Here is a 13124-nt window from a genome sequence, read left to right as displayed (position 1 = left end):
TGACTCGTTCCAGATAAGTGCGTCATATTGGTGGCGTGTCATCGACGGCCGGTTACGCGGACAGGTTGCGGATGGCCGATCTGCGGGTGACCCGGCCCAGGGTTGCCGTGCTCGAAGTCGTGGACGCCAATCCGCATGCCGACACCGAGACGATCTTCTCGGCGGTACGGTTGGGCCTGCCCGATGTTTCTCGCCAAGCCGTGTACGACGTGCTCAATGCGCTGACCACCGTGGGTCTGGTTCGACGCATCCAGCCGTTGGGCATGGTCGCGCGCTACGAATCGCGCGTCGGCGACAACCATCACCACGTCGTCTGCCGCTCGTGCGGGATCATCGCCGACATCGACTGCGCCGTCGGTGATGCTCCCTGCCTGACGCCCTCGGACGACGACAACGTTCTCGATGGCTTCGTTCTCGACGAGGCCGAAGTCATCTACTGGGGCCTGTGCGCCGATTGCTCGACGGCAGGTTCTTAGATCACAGCCTGTGATCGCAGCCCGATTCACCCACCCTCGAAAGGAATGCTGTGTCATCTGATACATCCGCCAGCCGCCCACCCCACCCTGATGCCGGGTCGGCTAGCAATAGCGAAAGCGAAAACCCAGCAATCCCTTCACCGCAGCCGAAGTCGAATGCTCCACGGACAAACCAGGACTGGTGGCCCAACCAGGTCGACGTGTCCAGGCTGCACCCGCACGTCGCCCAGTCCAACCCGCTCGGCGAGGACTTCGACTACGCCGAGGAGTTCGCCAAGCTCGATGTCGAGGCGCTCAAGGCCGACATGGTCACGCTGCTCACGACCTCGCAGGACTGGTGGCCCGCCGACTACGGCCACTACGGGGGGCTGTTCATCCGGATGAGCTGGCACGCCGCGGGTACCTACCGCATCTTTGACGGTCGCGGTGGTGGCGGCCAGGGCATGCAGCGTTTCGCTCCGCTCAACAGCTGGCCCGACAACGCGAGCCTGGACAAGGCGCGCAGGCTGCTGTGGCCGCTGAAGAAGAAGTACGGCAACAAGATCTCCTGGGCCGACCTGCTGCTCTTCGCCGGGAACACGGCCCTGGAGTCGATGGGATTCAAGACGTTTGGCTTCGCTTTCGGCCGTGAAGACGTCTGGGAGCCAGAGGAAATCCTCTTCGGTGAAGAGGAAGAATGGTTGGGCACCGACAAGCGCTACTCGGGTAAACGCGATCTCGCGCAGCCCTACGGTGCCACCACCATGGGTCTGATCTACGTGAATCCGGAAGGCCCCGAAGGCAAGCCGGACCCGGTCGCGGCCGCGATCGACATCCGGGAGACGTTCGGCCGGATGGCGATGAACGACGAGGAGACCGCCGCGCTTATCGTCGGCGGCCACAGCTTCGGCAAGACCCACGGTGCCGGTGACGCCGACCTGGTCGGCCCCGAGCCGGAGGCGGCCCCGATCGAACAGCAGGGACTGGGCTGGAAGAGTTCATATGGCAGCGGCGTGGGCAAGGACGCCATCACCAGCGGCCTGGAGGTCGTCTGGACACCCACGCCGACCAAGTGGGACAACTCCTTCCTGGAGACGCTGTATGGCTACGAGTGGGAGCTGACCAAGAGCCCCGCCGGGGCCTGGCAGTTCACCGCCAAGGATGGCGCGGGCGCGGGAACGATCCCCGACCCGTTCGGCGGGCCGGGACGCGCGCCGACGATGCTGGTCACCGACATCTCGTTGCGGGAAAGCCCGATCTACCGTGATATCACCCGGCGCTGGCTGGACCACCCCGAAGAGCTGGCCGACGCCTTCGCCAAGGCTTGGTACAAGCTGCTGCATCGCGACATGGGACCTGTGACCCGTTTCCTGGGGCCCTGGATTCCCGAACCGCAGCTGTGGCAGGACCCGGTGCCCGCCGTCGACCACCCGCTCGTCGATGACAACGACGTTGCGGACTTGAAGAGCAAGGTGCTCGCGTCCGGTCTCTCCGTCCCCCAGCTGGTCAAGACCGCCTGGTCGGCCGCGATCAGCTACCGCAACACCGACAAGCGCGGCGGTCCGAACGGCGGCCGGCTCCGGCTCGAGCCGCAGAGGAGCTGGGAGGTCAACGAGCCCTCCGAGCTGGACAAGGTGCTGCCCGTGCTGGAGCAGATCCAGCAGGGCTTCAACGCCTCGGCCTCCGGAGGTAAGAAGATCTCGATCGCCGACCTGATCGTGCTGGCCGGTTCCGCGGCGGTCGAGAAGGCGGCCAAGGACGCGGGCTACGAGATCTCGGTGCACTTCGCACCCGGGCGCACCGACGCGTCGCAGGAGAGCACCGACGTGGAGTCGTTCGCGGTGCTCGAACCGCGGGCCGACGGGTTCCGCAACTATGCGCGGCCCGGCGAGAAGGCCCCGCTCGAGCAGCTCCTGATGGATCGGGCCTACCTATTGGGTGTGACGGGTCCGGAGCTCACGGTGCTGGTCGGCGGACTGCGTGCCCTGGGCGCCAACCACGGTGGCAGCAAGCACGGCGTATTCACCGACAGGCCGGGCGCGTTGACGAACGACTTCTTCGTCAACCTGCTCGACATGGGCACCGAGTGGAAGGCGTCGGAGACCTCGGAGAACGTCTACGAAGGGCACGAGCGGACCTCCGGCGCGCTGAAGTGGACCGCGACCGCGAATGACCTTGTGTTCGGCTCGAACTCGGTGCTGCGCGGGTTGGTCGAGGTCTACGCCCAGGACGACGCCCACGGCAAGTTCGTGGAGGACTTCGTCGCGGCATGGGTGAAGGTCATGAACAACGACCGGTTCGACCTCAAGTAAGACCGATCACCGACAAGCGGCACCTCGCGAGCCAGCCGCTCGCGGGGTGCCGTTTTTGGTGCCGCGGAACTCATCGATCCAGATCCCACTGCCCGAAATCGGCAGCAAGGACCTGGTCCACATCCACATTGATGCCGCCCAACAGCGGCCCCGGGTTGGACGGGCTGTTGACGACCTCCTGGTAGAGCACCGCCATGGGCTCGCGCTCGCCGTGCGACCACGATTTCGTCTGCCACGCCCAAAGGTGGCCGGCAGTGGTGGACGGCCCGATGACGCCGTCCCTGATCGCCCACCCACACGCCTGGGCATGCCCGTAGATGCCGGTACGGCCCACGCCCAGCACCGAGTTGATACCTCGAAACCATTGGACCGCAAGGCTATTCCACGCGTTGGCGTCGATGTCATCGTCGACGCTGAAGAAGATGGGCGCCGAGTTCGGGCCTCCCGCCGCGGAGTGCAACTGCATGGCCGTATGAGCGTCCGCCACGCCGCCGTCATAACCGCGGGTGAGATCCGACGGGTCAGGCCAACCGGGCTTGCCGTACTGGAAGTTGCTGACGATATGCAGGCCCGCCGCCCGTAGTGCGTCGGCGTAGTCCCGGGTCAGCGGTTTGGCTTCGAAGTTGGCGCCCGGCCGCGACTGCGATACGTAATTCACCACGCCGTCGTAGCCGGCCGACTTGATCTCATCCGGCGAGATCTTGCGCTCGGCGAAATCGATCAGCTTCATGCCGGCCGCTGACGCCTTCGGCACGCCGGGGGCGCCGGCCAGTGCGGCCAGGCTCAGCAGGGCCGGCGCTAGGACATAGGTGCCGGCATATTTGAGGAGGTCACGCCTCGAAGGCGATCGGTGATCGCCGCGTCCACTCGGTCCAGCCGAATCCCGCACCGCGCGATGGTAACAAAAAGTTCGAGCCTTCTTTCGACGGATCGTCGCCGGTCACCGCCGACCAATTCCGGCACCGCGCGTTCCGAACCGACCGGTCGGAAAGATGGCGGCCACCGACCAGTGGCATGATCTTTGAGTGTCGGACATCCCGGGGGCCGCCTGCACGCGGCACGGTGGAACTCCGGCTCGTTGCGCTCGATTAGGTGATCGAACTATAGTCTGGACACATGTCCAGTTTGCTGTCACGGAGTTCGGGAGTCCGTTGACCGCGATGTATTCGGCGCCATTCCGCGGTCATTTTCCAGCAAAGAAGAGTTGAGTATGCGAATTGCCCTGCTGTCCTACCGTAGTAAGACCCATTGCGGCGGACAGGGCGTCTACGTGCGCCATCTCAGCCACGGTCTGGTGGAACTCGGTCACGACGTCGAAGTGTTTTCCGGACAGCCGTATCCCGACCTCCTCGATCCGCGGGTCCGGCTTACCGAAGTGCCCAGCCTTGACCTCTATCGGGAACCCGACCCTTTCCGGGTACCGCGGCCGAGCGAAATTCGCGACTCGATTGACGTCGTGGAACTGTTCACAACATGGACCGCCGGCTTTCCCGAACCGCGGACCTTCACGATGCGGGCCGCCCGGTTACTTGCCCAGCGGACAGCCGATTTCGACGTCGTCCACGACAATCAGAGCCTGGGCGCCGGACTGCTGCGCATCGCCGAGGCGGGACTTCCCGTCGTGGCCACCGTCCACCACCCCATCACCCGCGATCGAGTGCTGGATCTGGCCGCTGCGCGATGGTGGCGAAAGCCGTTGGTGCGCCGCTGGTATGGGTTCTTGGACATGCAGCAAGAGGTCGCGCGCCACATCCCCGACCTTTTGACGGTCTCGTCATCGTCGGCCTCCGACATCGTCGCCGACTTCGGCGTCGCACCGGAGCAACTTCATGTCGTGCCGCTGGGGGTGAACACCGAGCTGTTCAAACCGGGTTCCGGCCCACGCGAGCCCGGCCGCATCATCGCGATCGCCAGCGCCGATACCCCGCTGAAGGGCGTCCGCACCCTGCTGCAGGCGGTCGCCCGACTGCGCACCGTCCGGGACCTCGAGTTGCGGTTGGTCGCCAAGGTGGAGCCGAATGGCCCGACCCACAAGCTCATCGCCGAACTCGGGATCTCCGACATCGTGCACATCACCAGCGGGCTGTCCGACACCGAGTTGGCCGCCTTGTTCGCCTCCGCGGAGGTCGCCTGCATCCCGTCGCTCTACGAGGGGTTTTCGCTGCCCGCCGTGGAAGCCATGGCCAGCGGCACCCCGATCGTCGCCAGCCGGGTTGGCGCGCTGCCGGAAGTCCTTGGGACGGACGGTGCTTGCGCCGAACTGGTGCCGCCCGCCGACGTGGACGCCCTGACCCACGCGCTCGGTGAACTCCTGGACTCGCCGGAGAAGCGCCGTAGCCTGGGCAAGGCGGGACGAAACCGCGCCGTCAACGTCTTCAGCTGGGAAGCCGTGGCCGCCCAGACCGTTCGGGTCTACGAGCGGGCGATCGCACGCAACGCGCAGAGCGGAGTGCCATGCTGACAGTCGATTTCGACCGGCTCGGGATCGGGCCGTCGAGCAACGTCATCGACGTGGGTTGCGGAGCCGGCCGGCATGCGTTCGAAGCGTATCGCCGCGGCGCCGACGTCATAGCCTTCGACCGCGACGAGGCCGAATTACGCTCGGTGGACACCATTCTGCGTGCGATGGCCGAGACCGGCGAGGCGCCCGGCGGCGCGTCGGCGAAGGTGGTGGTCGGGGACGCGCTGAAGTTGCCCTACGCCGATGAGACGTTCGACTGCGTCATCGCGTCGGAAATCCTCGAGCACATTCCCCACGACGACGCGGCGATAGCCGAGCTCATCAGGGTGCTCAAAGTCGGTGGCACCCTGGCGGTCAGCGTGCCGCGGTGGCTGCCCGAGCAGGTGTGCTGGTTGTTGTCCGACGAATACCACAGCAACGAGGGTGGCCACGTACGCATTTACCGGGCCAGTGAATTGCGCGGCAAGATCGCCGGTGGCGGAATGGAATTGACCCATACCCATCATGCCCATGCATTGCACTCGCCATTTTGGTGGCTCAAATGCGCTGTGGGCGTGCAGAATAGCGACCACCGAGCGGTGAACGCCTACCACAAGCTCCTGGTCTGGGACCTGATGCAGCGGCCGAAGATCACTCAGCTGGCCGAGTCGCTGCTCAACCCGCTGGTGGGCAAAAGCGTGGCGATGTACTTCGTCAAACCGCAGCAGGCGAAACGCCAGGCGACTGAAGGATATTCAGTTGCATCGGTCTAATCCGCCAGCAGTTCCGGGTGTGTTGACCCCCGAGCAATGCCGGCAGACCGCGCTTTCCATCGCCGCCACACAGGAACCAACCGGCGCCATCCCCTGGTTCGAGGGCGGACACACCGATCCGTGGGACCACATCGAGTGCGCGATGGCGCTGACCACCGCTGGACTGCTGGAGCCGGCCCGGGCGGCCTTCGACTGGAGCCGGCGCACCCAACGCCCCGATGGCTCGTGGCCCATTCAATTCCGGGCGGGAGTCGTCGAAGACGCCAACAGCGACAGCAACTTCTGTGCCTACATCGGCACCGGCGTGTGGCACCACGTTCTGGTCACCGGCGACGAGTCATTCGCGGCCCAGATGTGGCCGGTGGTGCACAAAGCCATTGACTTCGTCATCGATATGCAGGTCGGCTATGGCGAGATCGGTTGGGCTCGAAGCCAAGCCGGTGTGTTGCCGGAAGCCCTGCTGACCGGGTGCTCGAGCATCTTCCACAGCATCCGCTGCGCGCTTGCCCTGGCCGCTGTGGTCGGAGATCCGCAGCCGGAGTGGGAATTGGCCCTGGGCCGCCTGGGACACGCCATCTCCGCGCATCCCGACGCGTTCACCGAGAAGGACCGCTACTCGATGGACTGGTACTACCCCATCCTCGGTAGCGCCTTGCGTGGTCCGGCGGCGGCCGCGCGCATCAGGCAGCGTTGGGATGCCTTCGTGGTCGACGGCCTGGGCATTCGGTGCGTCGGCGATCGCCCGTGGGTGACCGGTGCCGAAACCTGCGAGCTGGTGATGGCGCTGGATGCGATCGGGCAGCGCTCAGCTGCTCATCGGCAGTTCGCCGCGATGCAGCATCTCCGCGAAGACGACGGATCATATTGGACGGGGCTGGTTTTCGCGGACGGGAAGCGGTGGCCCGAGGAGCGCACCACCTGGACGGGGGCGGCGATGATCTTGGCGGCAGACGCCCTGTCGAACACCACCGCCGGCGCGGGGATCTTCCGCGGCGACGAGCTGCCGGTGGGCCTGCAGACCGACTTCGACTGCGAATGCGTTGCCGCCGGCCCGGGCCGGTGACCCGTATCCCGGCTAGACCTGCTCCCCCGGCTGACCGCTGACCCGTTCGAGCAGCCGCAACGAACCCGTGGCCGATATCTCCCGGAACTGTCCGGAATCGAGTGCGCGACAGTAGATGTAATACGGTGGCCGCCCGCCGTCTTTCGGGTCGGGAAACACGTCGTGGATGACCAGCGCCCCGCCGGGAACGACCCACTTGGCCCAGCCGTCGAAGTCCTGGGCCGCGGCGGCTTCGCTGTGGCCGCCGTCGATGAACAAGAACTGCAGCGGCGCACGCCACGCCCGCGCCACCAGTGGCGACTTGCCGACGATCGCGACCACGTGTTCGTCCAACCGGGCGGTGTCGAGCGCCCGGCGAAACGTCGGCAGTGTGTCGAACAAACCCGTGACCTCATCCACCATCGACGCGTCGTGGTATTCCCACCCGGCCTGGTGCTCTTCGGAACCGTGGTGGTGGTCGATGGTGTAAAGCACGCTGGCGGTTTGTTGCGCTGCCGCCCCCAGCAGAAGGGTTGATTTGCCGCAGTACGTACCGATCTCGACGCCAAGGCCGCCGCCGAGATACCGCAGCGCGGCGTCGTACAGCGCGCGCCCCTCGTCGGCCGGCATGAAGCCTTGTACCTGTTCGGCCAGCGCGAACAAGCGCTCGGGCGCACTCGCGTCGACATGACTCATCAGCTGAACCTATCGTCTCGATGGGCACCGCCGACACCGTGGTCGATGTTCGCGCAGAGCGATCACCGGAGATCTGTTCGCCGGCTGCCCAGCGGCCGGAGCGGGTTCGCTTTACCATCATGGACGTGCGCGACTTGCTTATCCGCAAATTTGCTGGTGTCGGCCTCGCCGCGGTCATCGCCGCGGCCGCCCTGTTGCTGCCCGCCGCAGTGCTGCCGCCCGGGATGCCGGGGACGGCGCCGCCGGCCGCCGCGGCGAACTGCCCGCCGGTACAGGTCGTGTTCGCCCGGGGGCGTAACGAATCAGCCGGGCCGGGCATGCTGGGTAATGCGTTCATCAGCGCGCTGCGATCCAAGGTGGACAGGACCATCGGGGTATATGCCGTGCAGTATCCCGCCGACACCGAGGTCGCCCAGGGCGCCAACGATATGAGCCACCACGTCCAGGACATGGTCAACAACTGCCCCGACACCCGGCTGGTGCTGGGCGGCTACTCGCTGGGCGCGGCGGTCACCGACGTCGTGCTGGCGGCGCCGATCGGGGCGTTCGGCTTCGACAGCCCGCTGCCGCCGGGCGTCGATCAACACATCGCTGCCGTCGCACTGTTCGGAAACGGAAGCCAATGGGTGGGCCCGATCACCAACTTCAACCCGACCTACAACGACCGGACCATCGACTTGTGCCATGGTGCCGACCCCATCTGCAATCCGGCGGATCCGAACACCTGGAAGGAAAACTGGCCACAGCATCTCGCCGGGGCCTACATCGACGCCGGCATGGCCAACCAGGCCGCCGACTTCGTCGCTGGCAAGCTCTGATCGACCGCACCTTGGTGGCCGACGGAGCCCTCGTTCCAGCCCAATAGGCATGCCTTAGAACCGCTGGCTAGCGAATCCGCTCGAGCATTTCGCGCAGCGGGCAATGGCCGGCAGGACACCCGAACGCGTTCGGTGGTCCTCAGCGTCAGCGGTAGCGTTGATGTCCGAATTAACCTCCGGGTCAATCATTCCGTGGCGTATTTTGACGGTGAAACAAATTCGCGCGTCAGGGGGCCGACGATTCCAGCCGTACGTCCGCAGAGCGACAACGCTCGACGCCGTCACGAGCGGCGAACCGCGGACCGCCGGGCGTCCAACGACCGCTGGCGGAGCATCCTGAAAGGCGCCGCGGAAGTATTCCGTCGCGAGGGATTCGCCCGCGCGCGACTCGAAGACGTCGCCGTCGAGGTGGGCATCAACCGTGCTTCGCTGTACTACTACGTCGGAACCAAAGAGGAACTGCTGGTCGCACTGATCGAGCGGCCGGCCTTCGAGATGACCCGACATTGCCGCGAGGCGCTTGACTCGGACGCGCCGCCCGAGGAGAAGTTACGTCGCGCCCTGAGCGCCTACGTCGAGGACCTCGCCACCAGTCCAGAGCTCTTCCTGTTGTCCGGTGAAAGTCAGCACATCGCAACCATTCCCGAAGCGCAGGGCATCACCGCCAACGCCGACGCCTACGGCAAAACGCTGCTGGCGATCATCGAAGAGGGTGTCGCGAACGGGGTCTTCCGCTCAGATCTGGACCCGCGGCTGGTGATGCTCGGCATCTTGGGCATGCATAACTGGATCCACCGTTGGTATGTCCCCGGTGGGCGCAATTCGTTGGCCGAGATTGGCGATGTCTTCGCTGCCATGGTGCTCTCCGGCCTGCACCCCTGACCGCAGAACGCAGGCGAACTCAGCTGAGAGGAGACGCAATCCCGCGTCTGACTCGCGGTGGCGCGGTCACAGATGCCTGCCGTGCGGGCCCTCACCGATCTCGCGGCGCAGGGGTGTCGACGGGATCGACGGCCTGCGCGCGCCGCGCATGTAGACCGACATAGCCCAGGATTAGCCCCGCCCCGATCTCGCCGACGGCGGTGAGCCACGAGAACCAGGTGACGTTGATCCGCGGCCCCGACGTGAAGCTGTCTTGAAAGTCCCGGAGAAATGTGGGCAGCACATGTGCGTAGACAAACAGAGCCGCGCTGCCGAATCCGACGATGAATGCGGTCCCGGAAGCCCACGGGTGATGACGCAAAACCAGCGCGACCGCGAGAATCACGAACAATCCCTGGATCGTTCCACCAACCATGACCAATGGCGGCGATGCCGACATCCCGCGCCGGAAATGATCGATCCCGTGGAGCGCAAACGCGGCAGCAAAGACCATCATCGCCGCGGTTAGCGGACGGTGCGTTGTTACCGCATCCCGGGACATTGGTTTCTCCCCACTAACGGCTACTACGCACCGTAGTAGAATTAGGGATGCGAGTAAATACCTCAACCGGGACTTGAGAGTATGGGGCGAGGCGGCCGCTTCTTTCATTGCGCCCGGGTTGGCTGTTTCAGCACCCGGATGACGCCAATTTTGCGGCGAATTCAGGCCGGAGTGTTGCCGCTCGAGTACAGCTTGAAGTTGCGGACCAACGGAACGACCCGGTTACCAGAGGCGGCGGCACGCTGGCGCGCGCGAAATGAAGGATGACGACGCATTGCTTCATTACGTTCGCGTTCGCGACGCTGAGCGGCGGCCCATGCCGGATGGGACTGAAGGAAAATAACCGTGCCTTCTGGGGTATTCGCCACGATCGTCACTCCTCTCAGTACCACCCGCAAAAGCTACAACAGTGTGGTTATCGGATCGTGATTCCAGAATGCCCTTCGAATCCTGAGACCAAACCACCTGTCAAGATGAGAATTGGCCGTGAATTCGCGAGCGTAATCCGTTGCCACTGCCGTGCTGTCGTCCGTGCTGGTCCGACCGCGATGAGAACCATAGCGACAGGCACCGACAGAATTCCCGTTTCAACCTTGTGCACGGTTGGCTGCTAGGGTCCATTGCTTATGCCGGAGATGGATCGCCGCCGCATGATTTTGACAACCGGGATCGGCGTGCTGGCAGCAGCGCTGCCGGCCCCGCATGCCTGGGCCTACCCGCCCCGGCAGGACGAGCCTGCCGGTCGGATACCTCCGCCCGCCGCGCCCAGCGGCCAATCCGGGACCTACGTCTTCTCGGACGAATTTGACGGTCCGGCCGGGTCCGCCCCCGATGCATCGAAATGGGCGGTGGCCAAAGCCCGCGAGACGATCAAGGACCCGACCTATTGGGAACGTCCCGAGAACATCGGGCAGTACCGCGATGATCGCCGCAACGTATTCGTTGACGGCAAGTCCAACCTGGTGCTGCGCGCCGCCAAGGACGGCCCGACCTACTACAGCGGCAAGGTGCAGAGCCTGTGGCGAGGAGGCGTCGGCCACACCTGGGAAGCCCGGATCAAACTGGACTGCCTGACCCCCGGGGCGTGGCCCGCCTACTGGATGGGCAATGAGGACCAGGGCGAGATCGACGTCATGGAGTGGTACGGCAACGGCAACTGGCCCTCGGCCACCACCGTCCATGCGAAGGCCAACGGCGGCGAATGGAAGACCCACAACATCGCGGTGGACAGCGCGTGGCACACGTGGCGCTGCCAGTGGGATGAGGCCGGCATTCGGTTCTGGAAGGACTATGCCGAGGGCGCCCAACCGTACTTCGACGTGCCGGCCAGCTCACTGCCGGATTGGCCGTTCAACGGAGCGGGCTACGCGGTGTACCCGGTGTTCAACCTGGCGGTGGCCGGGTCGGGCGGCGGCGACCCCGGCCCGGGCACCTACCCCGCCGATATGCTCATCGACTGGATACGGGTCTGGTAGGGGCCTCAGTGCGTCAGCAGGGCGGTCGCGCTCCAGGCCCTGTTGCCGGGGCGGCGGGGGTCCGGCTGCGGCAGCCAGGCAAATGGGCGCATCAGCGTCGGTAGGCGATGCAGCCGGCGGGCGGCCAGATAGAGCGCTTCGACGTCGACGGTGCGCCAGCCGAGGTTTTCGAAGTAGGCCAAGCCGTTCTCGGGTGCGAATTTGAACGGCGCGTTTTGCAGCATGCCGGCCATTTTCTTGTTCATCATCTTTTTCAGACCGGGTCCGGCGAAGTCGAGCATCCACCACGTGACCTCGGGGCGCTGGATTGCCGCGGACAGCGCGCTCACATCGCTGTCGTGCAGGTACATCAACAGGCCTTCGGTCAGCACCAGCGCCTTGGTCGCGCCGTCCAGCGCCTCGTTCAGGAAGGCTTCCCGAGCCGCCGCGTCGGCCAGGTCCACCGCGGCACGGGTCAACCGGCAGCGCGGGACCTGATCGGAAAGCGCCTGCGTCTTCTCCGCGAGCAACTTCGGCAGATCCGCCTCGACCCAGGTGAAATCGGACGGAAGGTCCAACCGATACGGTCGGGTGTCCAGGCCGGCGGCCAGATTCAACACCCGGTCACAGCCTTGGGCGATCGCGTCGGCAATGGCGTCATCGATGACTTTGGTCCGTGCGACCAGCCACCAACCGTTGCGGGTGCTGCGGGGCACGTTGTCGACGATCGCGCGGCCATGATCGCCCGCGAGACGTTCCGCGAGCGGATCGCTGAACAGCGCATCCGGACGGGCCGATTCGGTTGCCCGGTGCAACGCCGTCCATCGAGCCGTGTCGGAAACATGGGTAATCGTGTGCGCTGGACCAGACATACGTTGCGTTATAGCAGTACCGGTGCCGCCCTACTCACCAGCCCTGCCCCCCGCGAGCCAGGCCGCGGTCACCGTGCGGGTCGCGGGCGGCGGCAAGACAGCGTCCGGTGCGCCGAGGCGACCGACCTTGACGGTCCACGCCGGCGAGGTGCGGTCGATGCAGGCTCCGGCACCCTGGCTGGGCAGCCACAGCACGGCGAGGTCACTGCCGGCGCCGCCGCATCCATAGACGCCGACGTACCCATCGGCACGCCCACCCCACGCGCCGCCGTTGCGCAGCAGGCAGCGGGTGCCGTCGTCGAGGGTGAGCGCGAACGGGTCCGGGTTAGGGGTCGCGTGCACGGGTGGAAGCTGACCGCCGAACATCACCCGATGCATCTGCATGTCCCACGGGTTATCAACGCACAGAAGCGATCCCGGTGTGGACGGCCAGCAGGTGCCGGCTCCGGCCGCGCTCGGCGAACAGTGGTAGACGTCGTCGGCAACCGCCGACGGCGACGGTTGGGAGCAGTCGCTGACCTGGCCGACGTTGTCCGGCCCGGACGCCACGTGGTAGCCGTTCATCGGTTCGCCCTTGGGTCCCACGGCCATCACTGTGATCACCTGGGTGGGCGGCGGGTCGGCGCCAGCGGGTCCGGCCGGCAATGCAGCCGCAGTCAGCACAGTCATCGCGGCGATCCAGCACAGCGCCATGCGCGGCACCATATTCATCGAGCCAACCCTTCTGCGCAGCCCCCTTCTGCAGGGTAGAGCGCGCGCGACGTCGCCGGCCCGGAACGTGCGGGTCGGTTTTGCCAACAGTGGACGCGCGATTGGGATCGGTAGCCGCCGGACGCATC

Annotated in this window: 14 protein-coding genes; 8 read left to right on the top strand and 6 right to left on the bottom strand. The window is 65.7% G+C overall.

The features are described from left to right. The first annotated feature begins 35 nt into the window (after nt 1-35). Entirely contained in the window at nt 36-476 is a 441-nt protein-coding gene (locus A5782_RS11510) for a Fur family transcriptional regulator (RefSeq protein ID WP_197694196.1), read from the top strand. A gap of 50 nt (nt 477-526) precedes the next feature. Beyond that, a complete protein-coding gene (katG, locus tag A5782_RS11505) occupies nt 527-2767 on the top strand; it encodes a catalase/peroxidase HPI (protein ID WP_067099510.1) in 2241 nt (746 codons plus the stop codon). Between the two features lie 70 nt (nt 2768-2837). On the opposite strand, the gene A5782_RS11500 is transcribed toward katG, so the two are convergent. After that, entirely contained in the window at nt 2838-3656 is an 819-nt protein-coding gene (locus A5782_RS11500; RefSeq protein WP_067099508.1) for a DUF1906 domain-containing protein, read from the bottom strand. 321 nt (nt 3657-3977) lie between these two features. On the opposite strand from A5782_RS11500, the gene A5782_RS11495 reads away from it, so the two are divergent. Genes A5782_RS11495 through A5782_RS11485 form a run of 3 tightly spaced genes read left to right on the top strand, consistent with a single transcriptional unit; the run spans nt 3978 to nt 7043 of the window. Continuing rightward, nucleotides 3978-5228: a glycosyltransferase family 4 protein gene (locus A5782_RS11495; RefSeq protein ID WP_067099505.1), complete on the top strand. Its 1251-nt coding sequence runs from the start codon at nt 3978-3980 to the stop codon at nt 5226-5228. Continuing rightward, the gene (locus tag A5782_RS11490; RefSeq protein WP_067099503.1) at nt 5222-5980 is read left to right on the top strand and encodes a class I SAM-dependent methyltransferase; all 759 of its coding nucleotides are present in this window, start codon (nt 5222-5224) and stop codon (nt 5978-5980) included. The genes A5782_RS11495 and A5782_RS11490 overlap by 7 nt, the downstream gene beginning before the upstream one ends. Beyond that, the gene (locus A5782_RS11485; protein ID WP_067099501.1) at nt 5967-7043 is read left to right on the top strand and encodes a prenyltransferase; all 1077 of its coding nucleotides are present in this window, start codon (nt 5967-5969) and stop codon (nt 7041-7043) included. Before A5782_RS11490 ends, A5782_RS11485 begins: the two co-directional genes overlap by 14 nt. Before the next feature lie 12 nt (nt 7044-7055). Here the strand turns inward: A5782_RS11485 and A5782_RS11480 are convergent, their stop codons facing one another. After that, nucleotides 7056-7718: a class I SAM-dependent methyltransferase gene (locus A5782_RS11480; protein WP_067099499.1), complete on the bottom strand. Its 663-nt coding sequence runs from the start codon at nt 7716-7718 to the stop codon at nt 7056-7058. Between the two features lie 119 nt (nt 7719-7837). On the opposite strand from A5782_RS11480, the gene A5782_RS11475 reads away from it, so the two are divergent. After that, the gene (locus A5782_RS11475; RefSeq protein WP_082942895.1) at nt 7838-8536 is read left to right on the top strand and encodes a cutinase family protein; all 699 of its coding nucleotides are present in this window, start codon (nt 7838-7840) and stop codon (nt 8534-8536) included. A 192-nt stretch (nt 8537-8728) separates the two neighbouring features. Then, a complete protein-coding gene (locus A5782_RS11470; protein ID WP_231986647.1) occupies nt 8729-9418 on the top strand; it encodes a TetR/AcrR family transcriptional regulator in 690 nt (229 codons plus the stop codon). 91 nt (nt 9419-9509) lie between these two features. Here A5782_RS11470 and A5782_RS11465 read toward each other — a convergent pair whose 3' ends face one another. Beyond that, nucleotides 9510-9803, bottom strand: a complete 294-nt coding sequence (locus A5782_RS11465; RefSeq protein ID WP_231986646.1) for a hypothetical protein — start codon at nt 9801-9803, stop codon at nt 9510-9512. Between the two features lie 317 nt (nt 9804-10120). Then, complete coding sequence (locus tag A5782_RS26140; RefSeq protein ID WP_156623888.1) at nt 10121-10336, bottom strand: hypothetical protein; 216 nt, start codon at nt 10334-10336, stop codon at nt 10121-10123. 249 nt (nt 10337-10585) lie between these two features. Here A5782_RS26140 and A5782_RS11460 point away from each other — a divergent pair, with 249 nt between their 5' ends. Then, the gene (locus tag A5782_RS11460) at nt 10586-11434 is read left to right on the top strand and encodes a family 16 glycosylhydrolase (protein WP_067099497.1); all 849 of its coding nucleotides are present in this window, start codon (nt 10586-10588) and stop codon (nt 11432-11434) included. 5 nt (nt 11435-11439) lie between these two features. On the opposite strand, the gene A5782_RS11455 is transcribed toward A5782_RS11460, so the two are convergent. Together A5782_RS11455 and A5782_RS11450 are read right to left on the bottom strand one after the other, a co-directional pair. Next, the gene (locus A5782_RS11455) at nt 11440-12285 is read right to left on the bottom strand and encodes an SAM-dependent methyltransferase (RefSeq protein ID WP_067099495.1); all 846 of its coding nucleotides are present in this window, start codon (nt 12283-12285) and stop codon (nt 11440-11442) included. A gap of 30 nt (nt 12286-12315) precedes the next feature. After that, nucleotides 12316-12996 (bottom strand): hypothetical protein, encoded by a 681-nt coding sequence (locus A5782_RS11450; RefSeq protein WP_067099493.1) that lies wholly within the window; start codon nt 12994-12996, stop codon nt 12316-12318. Nucleotides 12997-13124 lie beyond the last annotated feature (128 nt).

The sequence above is a fragment of the Mycobacterium sp. 852002-40037_SCH5390672 genome (assembly GCF_001665875.1).
GTDB lineage: Bacteria > Actinomycetota > Actinomycetes > Mycobacteriales > Mycobacteriaceae > Mycobacterium.
Note: the sequence above shows the minus strand (reverse complement) of the source record. Positions and strands in the feature narration are given on the sequence as shown.

What these genes read in the sequence shown, in the direction of transcription:
- A5782_RS11475 (WP_082942895.1), top strand. Translation starts at nt 7,838, where the DNA reads ATGGACGTGCGCGACTTGCTTATCCGCAAATTTGCTGGTGTCGGCCTC.
- A5782_RS11480 (WP_067099499.1), bottom strand. Translation starts at nt 7,718, where the DNA reads ATGAGTCATGTCGACGCGAGTGCGCCCGAGCGCTTGTTCGCGCTGGCC.
- A5782_RS11455 (WP_067099495.1), bottom strand. Translation starts at nt 12,285, where the DNA reads ATGTCTGGTCCAGCGCACACGATTACCCATGTTTCCGACACGGCTCGA.
- A5782_RS11450 (WP_067099493.1), bottom strand. Translation starts at nt 12,996, where the DNA reads ATGAATATGGTGCCGCGCATGGCGCTGTGCTGGATCGCCGCGATGACT.
- A5782_RS11490 (WP_067099503.1), top strand. Translation starts at nt 5,222, where the DNA reads ATGCTGACAGTCGATTTCGACCGGCTCGGGATCGGGCCGTCGAGCAAC.
- A5782_RS11460 (WP_067099497.1), top strand. Translation starts at nt 10,586, where the DNA reads ATGCCGGAGATGGATCGCCGCCGCATGATTTTGACAACCGGGATCGGC.
- A5782_RS11495 (WP_067099505.1), top strand. Translation starts at nt 3,978, where the DNA reads ATGCGAATTGCCCTGCTGTCCTACCGTAGTAAGACCCATTGCGGCGGA.